Genomic DNA, 20,223 nt, shown 5'->3' on the forward strand with positions numbered 1-20,223 from the left:
GGCAGAATATCAGCTCATTGGCGCGGTGAAGACGCCGATGCCGAAAACCAGCCAAGCAACGATGGCGACGGCGTTCAGTCGCTTGAGGTTCCGGACGTGCCGGTTCAACTCATTGTCCTGCAACGCCTTATACCTGCCGCCACGGGTGAACCGCCACAGACTTTGCTGGGGGAATATGCACAATTTCTCTATGTTCAAGTACGTTTCAGGATGCCGTTCGATCAGCACGTTCCGCACTTTTCCGATGAACCAAAACTGAGACAGGCAACATATGAAAAAGACTGCGAAAGGTATCAGCACATAGTATGGCATTGGCGAGTCCCGACCTTTCCATCAGCTACTCTATTTCACTGTCGTCATGTTCGATATCCGTTTTCCGGCAGACTTGCGGACATGCAGGCTTCGCATCGAAACAAGTAATTGTTAACCATATGATTCTAACCCGCTCGCATCCTTCAGAGAGGAACACGCGTGACCATCGGGGCAATCGGCAGCATCGGCGGCACATGGCCGAACACGGCGGCGAAAAAGACTGACGCCACCTCCACCGACTTCGCCGATACGATGGACGCCGCGACCGCGACCGACACCGACCCGCGCGCCGAGGATGTCGCCGCCGCCGGGCTGGTCAGCGCGGCGCAGGGTCTGCCGAACGGCAGCTACGACTTCACCCGCATCTCGCCGCGGCAGATGCTGGTCGTCGGGCGGGCGCTGGTGTCGGGCGACGCGGTGTCCGCGCCCGGGATCGCCGGGGCGATGACCCTCGCCGAGCAGACCCAGGCGGCGGACACGCCGGTCAACTTCTTCGCCTATCTGAACCAGCAGGCCGGCGCCAACGAGAAGGCCCCCGGCGGCATGAGCACCGCGTTCGGCCAGCGCGCCTCGCTCGCGGTGCTGACACGGGTGCAATCGGGCAGCGGCGTGCCGATTGCCTATGACGACAATTACCCCACCGCCCCGCGCGCCATGACCGCGGAAGAGGCGAACACCAAGCTGAAGGCCGCCATCACCGCGTTCAGGAAGGAAGCCGCCCTCACCCCGGCGCAGCGCATCCGCCGCGACGTGCTGAAGGACATGAAGCTGACCGAGGACGATCTGAAGGCGATGCCCGAGGCCGAGCGAGAGGTCGCCGAGAAGAAGATCGGCGAAGAGGTCGCGCGCCGGCTGAAGCTGATCGGCCTCGCGCCCGATGACGGCAAACCGGCGAACGCCGGACGATCCGCGGCAACGACGCTCGCCGACACGGGCGCGGACTGACCGGTTTTCCTTTGGCGGTTCGCATTTAGCGGCGTCGACCCCGCTTGCCCCCGCGCCCGCCATCCGGCAGGACCGAGCGCGATGACCGATACTTCACGCTCGCTCGCCGACAGCCATCGCAGCGTGACGTTGCCGGTCGGGGGCAGCCGCTGGCGGCGGTTCATGGCGTTCGCGGGGCCGGGCTATCTGGTCGCGGTCGGCTATATGGATCCGGGCAATTGGGCGACCGACATCGCCGGTGGCTCGGCGTTCGGCTATGCGCTCCTCTCGGTCATCCTGCTGTCCAACCTGATGGCGATCGTGCTTCAGGCGCTGGCGGTGCGGCTGGGCGTCGCGTCTGGGCTCGACCTGGCGCAGGCGTGCCGCGCGCATTACTCGCGCCCCGTCACTCTTGCCCTGTGGGTGCTGTGCGAGATCGCGATCGTCGCCTGCGACCTGGCAGAGGTGCTGGGCACCGCCATCGCGCTGAAGCTGCTGTTCGGCATTCCGCTGACCTGGGGCGTGGTCGTCACCGCGGTCGACGTGTTCCTGATCCTGGCCCTGCAACGCTATGGCTTTCGCCGGCTGGAGGCGTTCATCATCGCGCTCCTGCTGGTGATCGCCGGCTGCTTCGCGTTCGAGCTGATGCTCGCCCGGCCCGATCCGGGCGCGGTCGCGCGCGGGCTGGTGCCGACGACGCGCATCCTGACTGACCCGACCATGCTCTATCTGGCGATCGGCATCCTCGGCGCGACGGTGATGCCGCATAACCTGTACCTCCATTCCTCGATCGTCCAGACCCGCGCCTTCGCGCAGGACGGCGTCGGCCGGCGCGAGGCGGCGAAGCTGGCGACGATCGACGGCACCGTCGCGCTCGGCCTGGCCTTCTTCATCAACGCCGCGATCCTGATCCTGGCGGCTTCGACCTTCCACACCGCCGGCCGCACCGACGTGGCCGAGATCGACGAGGCGTACCGGCTGCTCGCCCCCTCGCTCGGCATGGGCGCGGCGAGCGTGGTCTTCGCGGTCGCGCTGCTCGCATCGGGGCAGAACTCGACGGTCACCGGCACGCTCGCCGGACAGATCGTGATGGAGGGGTTCCTGAACCTGCGCCTGCCGGTGTGGGCGCGGCGCGTCATCACCCGCGGCCTCGCCATCATTCCGGCGGTGCTGGTGGTGGGGGCGAGCGGCGATGCCGGCGCCACCCAGCTGCTGGTGCTCAGCCAGGTGATCCTCAGCCTGCAGCTGCCCTTCGCGGTGGTGCCGCTGGTGATGTTCACCGGATCGCGCAGGATCATGGGCGATTTCGCCAGCCCCGTCTGGCTGCGCGCGCTGGCGTGGATCGTCACCGGCGTCATCATCGCGCTGAACGCCACGCTGCTTTACGGAATGTTGTGACGCCCCCGAATACGTATGGCGCGTGACATCGGCATCGCCGCGGTTACACCTACACTTGGATCAATTTTTTCGGGGCGTTCCTTGGCCACTTCCCTTCCGGCGCAGACCGCGCCCGCGAACCCGCTCGCCGAAGCCATCCTCGATACGCTGGTCCACCGCATCGGCAAGGATCAGAAGGCCGCGCGCCCGCACGACTGGCTTGCCGCGACCATCCTGACCGTCCGCAACCACATCATCGAACGCTGGATGGAATCGACCCGCGACGCCCATGCCAAGGGCGCCAAGCGGGTCTATTATCTCAGCCTGGAATTCCTGATCGGCCGGCTGCTGCGCGACGCGCTGTCGAACCTGTCGATGACCCACGACATCGCCGGTGCCCTGTCGTCGCTGGGCGTCGACCTGGCGACGATCGAGGAGATCGAGCCCGACGCCGCGCTCGGCAATGGCGGCCTCGGGCGGCTGGCGGCCTGCTTCATGGAGAGCATGGCCAGCCTCGACCTGCCCGCCTATGGCTATGGCATCCGTTATGTGAACGGCATGTTCCGCCAGCGGATCGACGACGGCTTCCAGGTCGAGCTGCCCGAGAACTGGCTGCAATACGGCAACCCCTGGGAGTTCGAGCGACGCGAGAGCGCCTATTTCGTCGGCTTCGGCGGCGAGGTGATCGGGACCGAGACCGGCCAGGTCCACTGGAAGGTCGGCGAGGCGGTCGAGGCGATGGCGGTCGACACGCCGATGGTCGGCTGGCGCGGCAAGCGGGTCAACACGCTGCGCCTCTGGACCGCGCGCGCGATCGATCCGCTCCGGCTCGACCGGTTCAACGAGGGCGACTTCACCGGCGCGCTCGCCGGCCAGCTGCGCGCCGAGACGCTGACCCGCGTCCTCTATCCCAATGATTCCACTGCGGCGGGGCAGGAGCTGCGGCTGCGGCAGGAATATTTCTTCTCGTCCGCCTCGATCCAGGACATCGTCCGCCGCCACATCCAGTATTTCGGCGACATCCGCACCCTGCCCGACAAGGCGGCGATCCAGCTGAACGACACCCACCCCGCGGTCTCGGTCGCGGAGCTGATGCGGCTGCTGGTCGACTTCCACGACCTCGGCTTCGACGAGGCGTGGGAGATCACCAAGCGCACCTTCGGCTACACCAACCACACGCTGCTGCCCGAAGCGCTCGAAAGCTGGCCGCTGCCGCTGTTCGAGCGGCTGCTGCCGCGCCACATGCAGCTGGTCTACGCGATCAACGCCCGGCTGCTGCGCGAGGCGCGGGCGGCGGGGTCTGGCGACGACGCGATCAAGGCGATCAGCCTGATCGACGAGGGCGGATCGCGCCGCGTTCGCATGGCCAACCTGGCGTTCGCGGGCTCGCACAGCATCAACGGCGTCGCGGCGCTCCACACCGATCTGATGAAGCAGACGGTGTTCGCCGACCTCCACCGCCTCTACCCGGACCGGATCAACAACAAGACCAATGGCATTACCCCCCGCCGCTGGCTGCAGCAGTGCAACCCGGCGCTGACCGACCTGATCCGCGAGGCAATCGGCGACGCGTTCCTCGACGACACGCAGAAGCTGGACGCGCTGGCCGCCCATGCCGACGACGCGGCGTTCCAGGCCCGCTTCGCCGCGGTGAAGCGCGACAACAAGGTCGCCCTGTCCCAGCACCTGAAGGAGCTGATGGGCCTGCGGGTCGACCCCGACGCGCTGTTCGACGTGCAGATCAAGCGCATCCACGAATATAAGCGCCAGCTGCTCAACATCGTCGAGACGGTGGCACTCTACGACCAGATCCGCAGCCATCCGGAGCGCGACTGGGTGCCGCGGGTCAAGCTGTTCGCGGGCAAGGCGGCGTCGAGCTATCACAATGCCAAGCTCATCATCAAACTGGCGGGCGACGTCGCGCGCCGGGTCAATGCCGACCCGGCGATCGGCGGGCTGCTGAAGGTCGCGTTCGTCCCCAACTACAATGTCTCGCTCGCCGAGAAGATCATCCCCGCCGCCGACCTGTCCGAGCAGATCAGTACCGCCGGCATGGAGGCGTCGGGCACCGGCAACATGAAGTTCGCGCTGAACGGCGCGCTGACCATCGGCACGCTCGACGGCGCGAATGTCGAGATCCGCGACCATGTCGGTGAGGACAATATCGTGATCTTCGGCCTGACCGCCGACGAGGTCGCGGCCCGCCGCGCCGACGGCTACAACCCGCGCGCCATTATCGAGGGCTCGCCGGAACTGGCGCAGGCGCTGTCGGCAATCGCGTCCGGCGTCTTCTCGCCGGACGATCCCGACCGGTACAAGGGTCTGGTCGGCGGCCTATACGACGGCGACTGGTTCATGCTCGCCGCCGATTTCGACAGCTACGCCGCCGCGCAGCGCCGGGTCGATCGGTGGTGGGAAGATCGAACCCGCTGGAATGCGGCGACGATCCGGAACGTCGCGCGTGTCGGTTGGTTCTCCTCTGATCGCACCATCCGCGAATACGCAAAGGACATCTGGGGAGTCCTGTGAAGCCACCAAGTGACGCCATCTCCGCCCTGCTGGAAGGGCGTCACGACGATCCCTTCTCGCTCCTCGGCATCTTTCCGGGACCGGGGGGCAGCTTTGCACGCACCTGGATACCGGGCGCCGACACCGTCGAGGCGGAGAGCCTGACGGGCACGCCGCTCGGCACGCTGACCCACGACCGCGACGGCGTGTTCGAGGGGGCGGTGTCGGGCGATCCCCAGCCGGTGCGCTACCGCGCAAAGGCGGGTGACAGCAGCTGGACGGTGGTCGATCCCTACAGCTTCGGACCCGTGCTGGGGTCGATCGACGATTATCTGATGGGCGAAGGCACGCACCTGCGCCTGTGGGACAAGATGGGTGCACACCTGATCGAGCATCAGGGCGTATCCGGCATCCACTTCGCGGTGTGGGCGCCCAATGCCCGGCGCGTCTCGGTGGTCGGCAATTTCAACGGCTGGGACGGGCGCCGCCACGTCATGCGCCGCCGCAACGACGTCGGCGTGTGGGAGATCTTCCTGCCCGACCTGCCCGCCGGAGAGGCGTACAAGTTCGAGCTGCTCGGCCATGACGGCAACCTTCAGCCGCAGAAAGCAGACCCCTTCGCCTTCGCGGCCGAGTTGCGCCCGCGCACCGCCTCGCTGACTACCGGCCCGTTCCGCCACCAGTGGCAGGACGACGGCCACCGGGAGCATTGGGCATCGGTCGATCCGCGCCGCGTGCCGATGTCGATCTACGAGGTTCATGCCGGATCGTGGGACCGTGACGACAATGGCTGGTTCCTCAGCTGGGACCAGCTCGCCGACCGGCTGATCCCCTATGTCGTCGAGATGGGATTCACCCATATCGAGTTCATGCCGATCACCGAGCATCCCTATGATCCGTCATGGGGCTATCAGACGACCGGGCTCTACGCCCCCTCGTCGCGTTTCGGCGATCACGAGGGGTTCGCCCGTTTCGTCGACGGCGCGCACCAGGCCGGGATCGGCGTCCTGCTCGACTGGGTGCCCGCGCATTTCCCGATGGACAAGCACGGCCTCGTCCGGTTCGACGGCACCGCGCTCTACGAGCATGAGGATCCGCGGCTCGGCTATCACCCCGACTGGAACACCGCGATCTACAATTTCGGGCGGCGCGAGGTGTCGAGCTATCTCGTCAACAACGCGCTGTTCTGGGCCGAGCGCTATCATGTCGACGGGCTGCGCGTCGATGCGGTCGCCTCGATGCTCTACCGCGACTATAGCCGCAACGCCGGCGAGTGGATCCCCAACGAGGATGGCGGGCGCGAGAATTGGGAGGCGGTGGAGTTCCTGCGCGCCACCAACCGCGCGGTCTATCGCGAGAACCCCGGCGTCTTCACCGTCGCCGAGGAGTCGACCAGCTGGCCGGGCGTCAGCCACCCCGCCCCGCCCCCCGGCGAGCGCAACGGAGGGCTCGGCTTCGGCTTCAAGTGGAACATGGGCTGGATGCACGACACGCTCCAGTACATGGCGCGCGAGCCGATCCACCGGCAGCACCATCATGGCGAGATCACCTTCGGCCTCGTCTATGCCTATTCCGAGAATTTCGTGCTGCCGCTCAGCCATGACGAGGTGGTCCACGGCAAGGGGTCGCTGCTCGAAAAGATGCCCGGCGACGACTGGCAGAAATTCGCCAATCTGCGGCTCTACTACGCGTTCATGTGGGGCTATCCGGGCAAGAAGCTGCTGTTCATGGGCCAGGAATTCGGACAGCGTGCCGAATGGTCCGAGGAACGCGCGCTCGACTGGGGCCTGCGGTGCAGTCACGCGCATGAGGGCGTGCGCAACCTCGTCCGCGACCTGAACCGCGTCTATCGCGACACGCCTGCCCTCCACGCCCGCGACTGCGAGCCCGAGGGGTTCGAGTGGCTGATCGGCGACGACGCGCACAACTCGGTCTTCGCCTGGCTGCGCAAGGCGCCGGGCGAGAAGCCGGTGGCGGTGATCGTCAACATGACGCCGATCGCCCGCGCACCGTACCGCGTCCCGCTGCCGCACGACGGCCGCTGGCGCGAGATCGTGAATTCGGACGCGCAGGATTACTGGGGCTCGGGCCTGGGCAATCTCGGCGGGGTCGAGGCAAAGGACGGCGCGGCCTGGGTCACCCTGCCGCCGCTGGCCACCATCATGCTGGAATATGAGGGCTGATTTAATGCGCGGCGGTGCGTGCACGCACTTGCCCCCGTTTTCGTGCTGGCCCACACTCGATTGCAACACGCCCGCCGCATCTGCGGACGCGGCGGATATAGGGGGGAAGGAGTGGCGATGATTGAACACCGCAGGGGGCAGCCGCTGGCCCGTGACGCGATGGCCTATGTGCTGGCGGGCGGGCGCGGCAGCCGGTTGTTCGAGATGACCGACACTCGCGCCAAGCCGGCGGTGTACTTCGGCGGCAAGAGCCGGATCATCGACTTCGCCCTGTCCAACGCGCTCAACTCGGGCATCCGCCGCATCGGCGTCGCGACCCAGTACAAGGCGCACAGCCTGATCCGCCACCTGCAGCGCGGCTGGAACTTCCTGCGCCCCGAACGCAACGAGAGCTTCGACATCCTTCCCGCCTCACAGCGGGTCAGCGAGTTCCAGTGGTACGAGGGTACGGCCGACGCCGTCTTCCAGAACATCGACATCATCGAGAGCTATGGTCCCGAGTTCATGGTCATCCTGGCCGGTGACCATATCTACAAGATGGACTACGAGATCATGCTCCAGCAGCACTGCGACAGCGGTGCGGACGTGACCGTCGCGTGCATGGAAGTGCCGCGGATGGAGGCCACCGGCTTCGGCGTGATGCATGTCGACGAGCAGGACCGGATCGTCGATTTCGTAGAGAAGCCTAAGGACCCGCCCGCCATCCCCGGCAATCCCGACATCGCGCTCGCCAGCCTGGGCATCTACGTCTTCGCCACCCGCTTTCTGATCGAGGAGCTGCGCCGCGACGCCGCGACCGAGGGGTCGAGCCGCGACTTCGGCAAGGACATCATCCCCTATCTCGTCAAGCACGGGAAGGCGCAGGCGCACCGCTTCGGCGACAGCTGCGTCCGCTCGGCCGAGGAACCCAAGGCCTATTGGCGCGACGTCGGCACGATCGATGCCTATTGGGAAGCCAATATCGACCTGACCGACGTGGTGCCGGAGCTGGATCTCTACGAGCATAGCTGGCCGCTCTGGACCTATTCGGAGATCACGCCCCCGGCCAAGTTCGTCCACGACATCGACGGGCGGCGCGGGTCGGCGGTCGCCAGCCTGGTGTCGGGCAACTGCATCGTCTCCGGCGCGTCGATCAACCGCTCGCTGCTGTCGACCGGCACCCGCGCGCACAGCTTCGCGATGCTCGACGAGGCGGTGGTCCTGCCCAACTGCCATATCGGCCGCGGCGCGCGGCTGCGCCGGGTGGTGATCGATGCCGGCGTCCATATCCCCAACGGGCTGGTGGTCGGCGACGACCCGGAACTGGACGCCCACCGCTTCCGCCGGACCGACCGCGGCATCTGCCTGATTACCCAGCCGATGATCGACCGGCTGACGGTGTGAGGATGCCGCACGTCGCTCCTCCCCTGAAAGGGGAGGTGGCACGCCGAAGGCGTGACGGAGGGGTGTCGCGGTCCGTTGAAGGGGGACACCCCTCCACCACCGGCTGCGCCGGCGGTCCCCCTCCCCCTCCGGGGGAGGATTTGCAGTGACCCCCATCCTCTCGGTTGCGTCGGAGGCGTACCCCCTCGTCAAGACCGGCGGCCTCGCCGACGTCGTCGGCGCCCTGCCCGACGCGCTCACCCCGCATGGCTTCGCGACGACCACGCTGCTGCCCGGCTATCCGGCCCTTGCCGACCTGATCGCGCAGGGCGAGACAGTGCATCGCTGGCCTGACCTGCTCGGCGTCGAGGCGCGGCTGGTCGCCGCACAGCTCGGCGAGCACCCGCTGCTGGTCCTCGATGCTCCCGCCCTGTTCGCCCGCGCCGGCGGCCCGTACGGCGACACGACCGGCCGTGACTGGGACGACAATTGGCGGCGCTTCGCCGCGCTTGCCCGTGCCGGCGGAGAACTGACAAGCGGGCACGTCGCCGGCCAGCGCTTTGCCCTGCTCCACGCGCATGACTGGCAGGCCGGGCTCGCCCCCGCCTATGTTCGTGCGCTCGGCGGGCGGGCAAAGACGGTTATGACCGTCCACAACATCGCGTTCCAGGGCCGGTTCGACCGCGCGCACTTCGCCGCGCTCGGCCTGCCCGACTGGATGAACTCGATCCACGGCGTCGAATATTACGGCGCGCTCGGCTATCTGAAGGCGGGGCTGGAGGCCGCCGACGCGATCACCACCGTCTCGCCGACCTACGCGCGCGAGATCCGCGTTCCCGAGTTCGGCATGGGACTGGAGGGGCTGATCGTCGACCGCGCCGATATGGTGTCCGGCATCGTCAATGGCATCGACCCGGCGGTGTGGAGCCCGGCGAACGACGCCGCCCTGCCCGCCCGCTACGACGCCGACACGCTCGACGCCCGCGCCGCCAACCGTGCCGCGGTCGAGGCGGCGTTCGGGCTGGCGCCCGGTAGCGGTCCGATCTTTACCGTGGTCAGCCGGCTGACCTGGCAGAAGGGCATGGACGTCCTCGCCGACTGCCTCGACGCTCTGGTCGCCATGGGCGGGCGGCTCGCGCTGCTCGGCTCGGGCGACAAGCCGCTGGAGGCCGCCTTCATCGCCGCCGCTGCGCGCCATCCCGGCCGGATCGGCGTGCGGATCGGCTACGACGAGGCGCTGTCCCACCTGCTCCAGGGTGGGGCCGACGCGATCCTGATCCCCAGCCGGTTCGAGCCGTGCGGCCTGACCCAGCTCTACGGCCTCGCCTATGGCTGCGTCCCCGTGGTCGCCCGCACCGGCGGGCTCGCCGATACGGTCATCGACGCCAATCAGGCCGCGCTTGCCGCCGGGGTCGCGACCGGCATCGTCCATGACGGCGTCACCCCCGATGCGCTGACCCACGCCATCGCCCGCGCCGTCGCGCTGCATGCCGACCAGCCGCGCTGGCGGCGGATGCAGTTGAGCGGCATGGCCGCCGACTTCTCCTGGAACGAGAGCGGCCGTCGCTATGCCGATCTCTACCATAACCTGCTGGAACGACCATGATCCGCGAGCATCCGACCACGCCGTTCACCGACCAGAAGCCAGGCACCTCGGGCCTGCGCAAGAAGGTGCGCGTGTTCCAGCAGCCTAACTATGCCGAGAACTTCGTGCAGTCGGTGTTCGACGCGATCGACGGAAAAGACGGCGCGACGCTGGTCATCGGCGGCGATGGCCGATTCCTCAACCGCGAGGTCATCCAGGTCGCGATCCGCATGGCCGCCGCAGCCGGTTTCGGTCGGGTCATCGTCGGGCAGGGCGGCATCCTGTCGACCCCCGCCGCCAGCAACCTGATCCGCATCCGCGGCGCGCTCGGCGGCCTCGTCCTGTCGGCCAGCCACAATCCCGGCGGCCCGGACGAGGATTTCGGGATCAAGTACAACATCGCCAATGGCGGCCCGGCACCCGAGAAGGTGACCGAGGCGATCCACGCGCGCACCACCACGATCACCGTCTGGCGCGACGTAGAAGCGGACGACATCGACCTCGACCGGCTGGGCGAGGTGCAGGTCGGCGACATGGTCGTCGAGATCGTCGACCCGGTCGCCGACTATGCGGTGCTGATGGAAAAGCTGTTCGACTTCGACGCGATCCGCGCGGCGAAGCTGACCATGGCGTTCGACGCGATGAGCGCGGTCACCGGCCCCTACGCAACCGAGATCCTCGAGAACCGCCTCGGCTTCGCCCGGGGCACGGTCCGCAACGGCACGCCGCTGCCCGACTTCGGCGGCCATCATCCCGACCCCAACCTCGTCCACGCGCACGAACTGTACGAGACGATGATGGCGCCCGATGCGCCCGATTTCGGCGCGGCGTCGGACGGCGACGGCGACCGCAACCTCATCATCGGGCGCGGGCGCTTCGTCACCCCGTCGGACAGCCTGGCGATGCTCGCCGCCAACGCGCACCTCGCGCCGGGGTATGCGCAAGGACTGAAGGGCATCGCCCGCTCGATGCCGACAAGCGCCGCCGCCGATCGGGTCGCGGCGAAGCTCGGCATCCCCGCCTATGAAACGCCGACGGGCTGGAAGTTCTTCGGCAATCTGCTCGACGCCGGCATGGCGACGATCTGCGGCGAGGAGAGCGCCGGCACCGGCAGCGACCATGTCCGCGAGAAGGACGGGCTGTGGGCGGTGCTCCTCTGGCTCAACATCCTCGCGGCGACGGGCAAGTCGGTCGACCAGATCGCCCGCGATCACTGGGCGACCTATGGCCGCAACTATTATGCGCGCCACGATTACGAGGGCGTCGAGAGCGACCGCGCCGACGCGCTGATGGCCGAGCTGCGCGGGCGATTGGCGACCCTGCCCGGCGAGCGCTTCGGCGACCTGACCGTCGAGGCGGCGGACGATTTCGCCTATGAAGACCCGACCGACGGCTCGGTCAGCCGCAACCAGGGCGTGCGCGTGCTGTTCGCCGGCGGCAGCCGCGTCGTGTTCCGCCTGTCGGGTACCGGCACCAGCGGCGCGACGCTGCGCGTCTATCTGGAGCGCTTCGACGCGGAGCGGATCGACGAGGACACGACCGAAATGCTCGCCGACATCGCCGCCGCGGCCGACGCGATCGCCGGCATCGTCCGCCACACCGGTCGCGACCAGCCCGACGTCGTGACGTGAGCCTGTTCGGCCGGGTCGGCCAGCGGGTCGGCGCGTTCCTGTGGCCTGCTCCCGTCCCGCCCGGCACGCTGGGCGCGCATCCGAGCGAGGGTGCCACCAGCTTCGCCGTCCGCGCACCGGAGGCGAGCGCGGTGTGGCTCTGCCTGTTCGATGGAATCGCCGAGCGACGGGTAGCGATGGCCCGCAGCGGCGACCTCTGGATCACCCAGGTTGCCGGCGTCGGTCCCGGCCAACGCTACGGTTACCGCGCGGAGGGACCGGTCGCGCGCGGCTTCGATCCGGCCAAGCTGCTGGTCGATCCTTATGCGGTCGAACTCGATGGCCCGTTCGCCTATGACCCGCGGCTCGGCGTGCGGGGCGAGGACACCGCCGCGCTGATGCCCAAGGCAGTGGTGCCGGTACCCTGGACCGACGATCCCGTCCCCCCACGCCTGTTCCAGCCGGGGCAGCTGATCTACGAGCTGAACGTCCGCGGCTTCACCATGCGCCATCCGGACGTGCCCGCCGAGCAGCGCGGCACGATCGCCGCGCTCGCCCACCCGGCGGTGATCGCGCACCTGCAGAAGCTCGGCGTCGCCGCGGTCGAGCTGATGCCGATCGCCGCCTGGATCGACGAGCGCCACCTCCACGCCGCCGGCCTTCGCAACGCCTGGGGTTATAATCCCGTCACGATGATGGCGCTCGACCCCCGCCTCGCCCCCGGCGGCACCGAGGAGCTGCGCGCGACGCTCGCCACCCTTCGCTCGGCCGGCATCGGCGTGATCCTGGACGTGGTGTTCAACCACACCGGCGAGAGCGACGAGGGTGGTCCGACCCTGTGCTTCCGCGGCCTCGACCCCGCCAGCTACGCGCGGGGCGGCGACGGTCGGCTCATCAACGATGCCGGCACCGGCAACATGCTCGATTTCGCGCAGGCCCATGTCCGCGACCTCGCGCTCGATACCCTGCGTCATTTCGCGCGACTGGGGGTGGAGGGCTTCCGCTTCGACCTGGCGCCGGTCATGGCACGCGGTCCGGGGTTCGACGCTGCCGCGCCGATCTTCGCCGCGATCGCCGCCGACCCGATCCTGTCGACCCGCCAGATGATCGCCGAGCCATGGGACATCGGCCCCGGCGGCTATCAGCTCGGTCATTTTCCGCCCGACTGGCTGGAATGGAACGACAGGTTCCGCGACGATGTCCGCCGCTTCTGGCGCGGCGATGGTGCGGCGGGGACGCTGGCGACGCGGCTGGCCGGATCGTCCGACGTTTTCGCCGCCTCGATCTCCGTGACGCGCAGCGTCAATTTCATCGCCGCGCATGACGGCTTCGCGCTCGCCGATGTCGTCGCCTATGCCGGCCGCCACAACCTGGCCAATGGCGAGAACAACCGCGATGGCCATGCCGACGAGGTCTGCTGGAACAACGGCGTCGAAGGCCCCAGCGACGACGCCGAGGTCCGTCGCCGCCGCGACGGCGACGTCCGCGCGCTGCTCGCCATTCTGTTCGCCGCGCGCGGCACGCCGATGCTGACCGCCGGCGACGAATTCGGCCGTAGTCAGGGCGGCAACAACAATGCCTATGCCCAGGACAACGAGACCAGCTGGCTCGACTGGCAGGGCCGCGACACCGCGCTGGAGGATTTCGTCGCCCGGCTGTCGCGCTTCCGCCGCGCCGGCGCGCTTGCCGACCAGCACTGGCTGGAGGCCGCGGACTGGCGCGACATGACCGACCGCCCGATGACCGCGGAGCGCTGGGCCGGGATGGGCGGTTTCCTGCTGCGCCTGCCCGATGGCGAGCGGATGGTGTATATCCGCATCGACCGCGGCGAGCGGCGCGTCACCCTCGCGCTGGCCGATATGTTGGAGAGCCGCCCATGACCGTCCGCCTGCTGCTCGCCGCCCTTATGCTGATCGCCGCCACCCCTTATCCGCCCTCTCCGCAACAGCGCTTCGGCGACCTGTTCCACGCGGTGCAGATGCGCAGCGTCTTTCCGGACGGAAAGACCTTCGTCGATGCCGTGCCCAAGGCGCCCGATGCCGAGATCATGGCCGCGTGGAAGCGATGCGGCTGCGGCGAGGACACTGCCGCACTGCGCCGCTTCGTGCTGGCCCACTTCACCGTGCCTGAGAGCGCCTCGCCCCGGCAGCAGCCGCGCCGTGCGCTGGTCGAGCATATCGACCAGCTCTGGCCGCACCTGACCCGCACCACCACCAGGGTGCCGGCGGGATCGTCGGCGCTGACCCTGCCGCGCCCCTATGTCGTGCCCGGCGGGCGGTTCCGCGAGATGTATTACTGGGACAGCTGGTTCTCGATGCTCGGCCTGCCGATCGCCGGGCGGCAGGATCTGGTCGAGAACATGGTCGTCGATTTCGGCAGCCTGATCGACCGCTACGGCCATATCCCCAACGGCACGCGCACCTATTATCTCAGCCGCTCGCAGCCGCCTTTCTTCTACCTGATGGCCGGCATGTCGCGCGACGCGAAGACGCTGGCGACGCGGACGCGGCAGATGCGCGCGGAGCACGACTTCTGGATGGCGGGCGCCGACGCGCTGAAGCCCGGCGCGCAGCACCGTCGCGTCGTGCGGCTGGCCGACGGGTCGCTCCTCAACCGTTATTGGGACGATCGCGACGACCCGCGCGACGAGAGCTATCGCGAGGACGTGATGCTCGCCGACGCGACGCCGGATCGCGACCGGCACCAGCTGTTCCGCGACCTGCGCGCGGCGGCGGAGAGCGGCTGGGACTTCTCGTCGCGCTGGTTCGCCGACGGGCGCACGCTGGCGACGATCCGCACGACACGGCTGGTGCCGGTCGACCTCAACAGCCTGATGGTCGGGATGGAACGGGCGATCGCGGGCAATTGCCGGACGCTGGGCGACCGCGCCTGCGCCGCCGACTATACCGCGCGCGCCGAGGCGCGGATCACGGCGATGCGGCGGCACCTGTGGAACGGGCGCTTCTTCGCCGACTTTGACCTCGACACCGGCAAGGCCAACGACCGTCCGACCGCGGCGATGGCGTTCGCGCTGTTTTCCCGCGTCGCCACCCCCGATCAGGCGCGCGCCACCGCCGCGGCGCTAGAGCCCCTGATCGGCGAGGGCGGGCTGTCGGCAACGCGGGTGCATAGTGGCCAGCAATGGGACGAGCCCAATGGCTGGGCGCCGCTCCAGTGGGTCGCGATCCAGGGCTTACGTGGCTATGGCGAAATGGCGCTGGCGAGTCGCATCCGCACCGGCTGGCTGGGCAGCGTCACGCGTGAGTATAACGCGTCGGGCAAGCTGCTCGAGAAATACGACGTGATCGAGCGTCGGCCCGGCGGTGGTGGCGAATATCCGAACCAGGACGGGTTCGGCTGGACCAACGGCGTGACACGGATGCTGCTGGCGGAGAAGTGACCCCTTTTCTCCCCTCCTCCTCAGGGAGGGGCTTTCGAGCCCTATCGCTGCCGCATCAGCATCTCGCCCATCGGCATCAGGTTATGGTGCAGGTGCGCCATGATCCAGATCGACCCGATCAGCACCAGCGCCACGATCAGCACGCCGAACGCCAGCGCCAGCGTGTTGTTGGTATTGTCTGGCCCGGTGGTGATGTGCAGGAAGAAGACCAAGTGCACGCCCATCTGCGCCACCGCCAGCGCGATCAGCGCGACCGGGATGCCAGGGCCATAGATCAGGTTGGTCTGCACCGCCCAGAACGACGCCACCGTCAATAATGCCGCCAATCCCAGCCCGATCGCGTAACCGCGGATGCCGCCGGCGATCGACTCGCGTTCGGACTCCTCACCGGGTGCCGTGTCGTCGGAGACATTGTCGAGATCGCGGCTTTCGGTCATGCGCCGGCTCCCAGCAGATAGACGACGGTGAACAGCGCCACCCAGATGATGTCGAGCGCGTGCCAGAACAGGCTGAAACAGGCGATGCGGCGAAGGATATCCTCGCGAAACCCCTTGGCCCAGACCTGCGCCATCATGGTCGTCAGCCAGATCAGCCCCAGCGTGACGTGAAGGCCGTGGCAGCCGACGAGCGCGAAGAAGGCGGACAGGAACGCCGAGCGGCTCGGCCCCGCGCCCTCACCGATCAGGTGGGTGAACTCGTAGAGCTCGAGGCTCAGGAACGCCGCGCCGAGCAGCGCGGTGGCGGCCATCGCCACCTGGAACCAGCGGACATTGCGCGCGAACGCTGCGATCCCCGCCATGCCGCATGCGAAGGACGACAGCAGCAGGAACGCGGTTTCCCACGCGACCAGCGGCAGCTCGAACACGTCGCGCCCGGCGGGGCCGCCCGCCGTCTCGCCGACCAGCACCGCGTACGCCGCGAAGAAGCCGGCGAACATGATGAAGTCCGACAGCAGGAAGATCCAGAAGCCGTAGGCGACGACGATCCGCTTGGGCGCCGGCCCCTGCTCGTCGGCCGGCACCTCGCCGTGCCCCAGCTTGTTGGGGTCGCCGTGCTTGCTGCCCCCCGCCTTGTGGCCGCCGCTCATGCCAGCGCCTCGGGCGGCAGGTCGAGCAGCTTGGCCTTTGCCTCGCGGCGACGGCGGTCGCCCTCTTCCAGCTCGCTCGCGTGGATGTGGTATTCCGCCTCGTCACGCCAGGCGAAGACGACGAAGGTCGCCCAGGCGCCCAGGAATCCCAGGATCACCATCCACCAGATGTGCCAGATCAGCGCGAAGCCCATGACGGTCGCGAAGAAGGCGGAGACGATCCCGGTGGGCGAATTCTTCGGCATCTCGATATCGACATAGTCGGGCAGGTCGGACAGCCGCCGGTTCTCGCGCGCGGTCGATTTCAGCCCCCAATAGGCTTCCTCGCCGCGCACGTCGGGCAGTACCGCGAAGTTGAATACCGGCGGCGGCGAGGTCGTCGCCCATTCCAGCGTGCGTCCGTCCCACGGGTCGCCGGTGGTATCGGCCAGCGCATGCCGGTTGCGGATCGACACGGTGAACATGATGATCTGGCATAGGATGCCGCAGGCGATCAGCGCGGCCCCCCCGGCCGCGGCGATCAGCCAAGGCTGCCATTCGGGCACGTCGTAATGACCCAGCCGCCGCGTCATTCCCATCAGCCCGAGCACGTAGAGCGGCATGAAGGCGAGATAGAAGCCGGTGATCCAGAACCAGAAGCTCCGCTTGCCCCACGTCTCGTCCAGCGTGAAGCCGAACGCCTTGGGCCACCAATAGGTCACCCCCGCGAACGCGCCGAACAGCACGGCCGGGATGACGATGTTGTGGAAATGCGCGACCAGGAACAACGAGTTGTGCAGCACGAAGTCGGCCGGCGGCACCGCCAGCAGCACGCCGGTCATTCCGCCAATCACGAAGGTGACGACGAACCCCAGCGACCACAGCATCATCGAGGTGTAGCGGATGCGCCCGCCATACATGGTGAAGATCCAGTTGAAGACCTTCACCCCCGTCGGCACCGCGATAATCATCGTCGTTATGCCGAAGAAGCCGTTGACGTCGGCGCCCGCCCCCATGGTGAAGAAATGGTGGAGCCACACCATGAAAGACAACAGGCAGATCGCCATCGTCGCGACGATCATCGACCGGTATCCGAACAGCGGCTTGCCCGAAAAGGTCGAGATCACCTCGCTGAACACGCCGAACACCGGCAGCACCAGGATATAGACTTCCGGATGGCCCCAGGCCCAGATCAGGTTCACGAACATCATCTGGTTGCCGCCAGCCTCGTTCGTGAAGAAGTGGAAGCCGAGGTAGCGGTCCAGCGTCAGCATCGCCAGGGTCGCAGTCAGGATCGGAAAGGCGGCGACGATCAGCAGGTTGGTCGCCAGCGACGTCCAGCAGAACATCGGCATCCGGGTATAGCCCATGCCAGGCGCCCGCATCTTCAGGATGGTCGTGACGAGATTGACGCCCGACAAGAGCGTTCCCACACCCGAAATCTGTAGCGCCCACAGATAGTAATCGACGCCGACACCGGGCGAGAAGCGCAACTCGGACAGCGGCGGGTAGACGACCCATCCCGTCTTGGCGAATTCGCCGATCACCAGGCTCATATTGACCAGCAGCGCGCCGACCGCGGTCAGCCAGAAGCTGACCGAATTGAGCGTCGGAAACGCCACGTCGCGCACGCCCAGCTGCAGCGGCAGCGCGAAGTTCATCAGCCCGATCATGAAAGGCATCGCCACGAAGAAGATCATGATGACGCCGTGCGCGGTGAAGATCTGGTCGTAATGCTCGGGCGGCAGGTATCCGGGCGAATTATACGCGATCGCCTGCTGCGTCCGCATCAGGATCGCATCGGAAAAGCCGCGCAGCAGCATCACCGCCGCCAGCACGCAGTACATCACGCCGATCCGCTTGTGGTCGACGGACGTGATCCACTCGCGCCACAGATAGGGGAAATAACCCCGTCGCCAGGTCCAGCCGAGCACGCCGCAGATCACCAGCGCGACCACGCCCGACGCGATGATCGGCAGCGGGTTGGCCAAAGGAATCGAGTCCCAGCCGAGCTTGCCGAGCATCACTTGTTCTCCCGGCCAGCGGCCTGAGTCTCTTTGTGCGCCGGCACGCCCGATTGGGCGACGACGCGGTCGTACAATCCCGGCAACACGGCGCGGTAGGCGATGGGCGTCACGTTGCCCTTCGCCCGGGCCAATTGCATGAAGCCGGGTCCGTCGAGCACTAGCCCGCCGCCGCCACGCGTGGCGCCCACCCAGGCGGCGAACTGCGCCGGCGGCACCGCGTCGACCGCGAATCCCATGTCGGCGAACCCCTCGCCGCTATAATGCGCGGACAGGCCCCTGAACTGGCCGGGCCGGTCCGCCTGCAGGTGCAGCTTCGAATCCATTCCCGCCATCGCGTAGATCTGGCTGCCGAGCTGCGGCACGAAGAAGCTGTTCATCACCGTGCCGCTGGTGATGCGAAAGGCGATCGGCGTGCCCGCGGGGATGACCAGCCGGTTGACCGTCGCCACGCCCTGTTCGGGATAGATGAACAGCCATTTCCAGTCGAGCGCGACCACCTGCACCGTCACTGGCTTCACCCGCGAATCGAGCGGCCGCTCGGGCGCCAGCTGGTGGCTGCCGATCCAGGTGATGCCGCCGATGAAAATCACGACCAGCGCCGGGATCGACCACACCAGCAATTCCAGCCGCCCCGAATAGGACCATTCGGGCAGATAGGTCGCGCGTTTGTTCCCAGCCCGGAACCACCAGGCGGTGGCAAGCGCGACGACGATCGTCGGCACGACGATGCCCAGCATGATGACCAGCGCGTTGAGCAGGATGGTCCGCTCACCCGCCGCCACCGGCCCGGCCGGATCGAGTACGCCCGCCGAACAGCCGGCAAGCGCCAGCGCGGCAAGGAGAATGAGGCGGAAGCGAAGCCTGGTCACAGCGCGGACGCTACGCGCTCTCGCAGGGACAGGCCATCGCGAATTGGCGCGATAGCGATTTGGGTTGCAGCCGGGCCGCGACCCCCGCCACATGCCGCGATGACCGCCGACGCCACTCTGCTCCGCCCCCTCCCGCGCAGACGCCGAAGCGCGCTGTTCATGCCTGCCTCGAACCCGCGTGCGGTCGAGAAGGCGCGGCAGCTGCCCTGCGACGTCGTGATCCTCGACCTGGAAGATGCGGTCGCGCCCGATCGCAAGGTGGCGGCGCGCGATACGGCGGTCGCCGCACTGGCTGCGGGCGGCTTTGGCGGGCGCGAGCTGGTCGTGCGGGTCAATGCCGGCGACACGGTATGGGCGGCGGCCGATCTCGCCGCGCTCGCCGCCGCGCCGGTCGATGCGGTCCTGCTGCCCAAGGTCGGCAGCGTCGCCGACGTGGCGACCGCGCGCGCGCGGATCGGCGCGGATGGTCCAGCGCTCTGGGCAATGATCGAGAGCGCCCGCGGGCTGCTCGCGCTACCGGCGCTGGCGGATGCCGCCGAAGGGCTTGGGCTGACCGCACTGGTCGCCGGCACTAACGACCTCGCGATCGATCTCAGCTGCCGGCCGGATACGGCGCGGACGCCACTGCTGCCTGCGCTGGCGCAGATCGTCGCCGGCGCGCGGGCGGGCGGCATGGCGGCGCTGGACGGCGTGCTCAACGTCACCGACGACGCCGAGCGGCTCGCCGCTGAGTGTGCACAAGGGGCGATGTGGGGCTTCGATGGCAAGACCCTGATCCACCCCGCCCAGATCGCCACCGCCAACACGGCGTTCGGGCCAGACCCCGAAACGCTGGAATGGGCGCGCCGCGTCATCGCCCTCTTTGCCGACCCTGCCACTGCTGATCGCGGCGCGGTCGCGATGGACGGGGCGATGGTCGAGCGGCTTCACCTGGAGCAGGCCGAGCGGATCGTGGCGATGGCGGACGGCTAGCGTCTGATCCACTCGGATTGAACCAGCC

At 67.9% G+C, this 20,223-nt stretch carries 15 protein-coding genes; 10 read left to right on the plus strand and 5 right to left on the minus strand.

The annotated features are described in order from the left end of the window. Window positions 1-9: 9 nt before the first annotated feature. Complete coding sequence (locus Q5H91_RS13880) at window positions 10-228, minus strand: hypothetical protein (protein ID WP_305174026.1); 219 nt, start codon at window positions 226-228, stop codon at window positions 10-12. Between the two features lie 243 nt (window positions 229-471). On the opposite strand from Q5H91_RS13880, the gene Q5H91_RS13885 reads away from it, so the two are divergent. From Q5H91_RS13885 to treF, 9 genes are all read left to right on the plus strand, one after another. After that, entirely contained in the window at window positions 472-1,257 is a 786-nt protein-coding gene (locus Q5H91_RS13885; protein WP_305174027.1) for a hypothetical protein, read from the plus strand. Window positions 1,258-1,338: 81 nt separating this feature from the next. Next, on the plus strand, window positions 1,339-2,634 hold the full coding sequence (locus tag Q5H91_RS13890) for an Nramp family divalent metal transporter (RefSeq protein WP_305174028.1): 1,296 nt from the start codon (window positions 1,339-1,341) through the stop codon (window positions 2,632-2,634). 81 nt (window positions 2,635-2,715) lie between these two features. Further along, window positions 2,716-5,142, plus strand: a complete 2,427-nt coding sequence (locus Q5H91_RS13895; protein WP_305174029.1) for a glycogen/starch/alpha-glucan phosphorylase — start codon at window positions 2,716-2,718, stop codon at window positions 5,140-5,142. Then, a complete protein-coding gene (glgB, locus tag Q5H91_RS13900) occupies window positions 5,139-7,304 on the plus strand; it encodes a 1,4-alpha-glucan branching protein GlgB (RefSeq protein ID WP_305174030.1) in 2,166 nt (721 codons plus the stop codon). Before Q5H91_RS13895 ends, glgB begins: the two co-directional genes overlap by 4 nt. Before the next feature lie 117 nt (window positions 7,305-7,421). After that, window positions 7,422-8,687 carry a glucose-1-phosphate adenylyltransferase gene (glgC, locus tag Q5H91_RS13905; protein WP_305174031.1) on the plus strand — a complete coding sequence of 422 codons (1,266 nt, stop codon included), beginning with the start codon at window positions 7,422-7,424 and terminating at the stop codon, window positions 8,685-8,687. 145 nt (window positions 8,688-8,832) lie between these two features. Then, window positions 8,833-10,272, plus strand: a complete 1,440-nt coding sequence (gene glgA, locus Q5H91_RS13910; RefSeq protein ID WP_305174032.1) for a glycogen synthase GlgA — start codon at window positions 8,833-8,835, stop codon at window positions 10,270-10,272. Further along, window positions 10,269-11,882 carry an alpha-D-glucose phosphate-specific phosphoglucomutase gene (locus tag Q5H91_RS13915; RefSeq protein WP_305174033.1) on the plus strand — a complete coding sequence of 538 codons (1,614 nt, stop codon included), beginning with the start codon at window positions 10,269-10,271 and terminating at the stop codon, window positions 11,880-11,882. Before glgA ends, Q5H91_RS13915 begins: the two co-directional genes overlap by 4 nt. Before the next feature lie 68 nt (window positions 11,883-11,950). Further along, window positions 11,951-13,741: a glycogen debranching protein GlgX gene (gene glgX / locus Q5H91_RS13920; RefSeq protein ID WP_305174094.1), complete on the plus strand. Its 1,791-nt coding sequence runs from the start codon at window positions 11,951-11,953 to the stop codon at window positions 13,739-13,741. Further along, on the plus strand, window positions 13,738-15,261 hold the full coding sequence (treF, locus tag Q5H91_RS13925; protein WP_305174034.1) for an alpha,alpha-trehalase TreF: 1,524 nt from the start codon (window positions 13,738-13,740) through the stop codon (window positions 15,259-15,261). Before glgX ends, treF begins: the two co-directional genes overlap by 4 nt. A 41-nt stretch (window positions 15,262-15,302) precedes the next feature. On the opposite strand, the gene cyoD is transcribed toward treF, so the two are convergent. From cyoD to cyoA, 4 genes are read right to left on the minus strand one after another with little or no spacing between them, the layout of a single operon-like run. Further along, on the minus strand, window positions 15,303-15,698 hold the full coding sequence (gene cyoD, locus Q5H91_RS13930; RefSeq protein ID WP_305174035.1) for a cytochrome o ubiquinol oxidase subunit IV: 396 nt from the start codon (window positions 15,696-15,698) through the stop codon (window positions 15,303-15,305). Beyond that, window positions 15,695-16,348, minus strand: a complete 654-nt coding sequence (cyoC, locus tag Q5H91_RS13935) for a cytochrome o ubiquinol oxidase subunit III (RefSeq protein WP_305174036.1) — start codon at window positions 16,346-16,348, stop codon at window positions 15,695-15,697. Before cyoC ends, cyoD begins: the two co-directional genes overlap by 4 nt. Beyond that, window positions 16,345-18,351: a cytochrome o ubiquinol oxidase subunit I gene (gene cyoB, locus Q5H91_RS13940; RefSeq protein ID WP_305174037.1), complete on the minus strand. Its 2,007-nt coding sequence runs from the start codon at window positions 18,349-18,351 to the stop codon at window positions 16,345-16,347. Before cyoB ends, cyoC begins: the two co-directional genes overlap by 4 nt. Continuing rightward, window positions 18,351-19,223, minus strand: coding sequence for a ubiquinol oxidase subunit II (cyoA, locus tag Q5H91_RS13945; protein WP_305174039.1), 873 nt, complete (start codon window positions 19,221-19,223; stop codon window positions 18,351-18,353). The genes cyoB and cyoA overlap by 1 nt, the downstream gene beginning before the upstream one ends. A gap of 99 nt (window positions 19,224-19,322) precedes the next feature. On the opposite strand from cyoA, the gene Q5H91_RS13950 reads away from it, so the two are divergent. Next, window positions 19,323-20,195 carry an HpcH/HpaI aldolase/citrate lyase family protein gene (locus Q5H91_RS13950; RefSeq protein ID WP_305174040.1) on the plus strand — a complete coding sequence of 291 codons (873 nt, stop codon included), beginning with the start codon at window positions 19,323-19,325 and terminating at the stop codon, window positions 20,193-20,195. The last annotated feature ends 28 nt before the right edge of the window (window positions 20,196-20,223 follow it).

The organism is Sphingomonas aurea, from assembly GCF_030678875.1.
GTDB classification, from domain to species: Bacteria; Pseudomonadota; Alphaproteobacteria; order Sphingomonadales; family Sphingomonadaceae; genus Sphingomonas; species Sphingomonas aurea.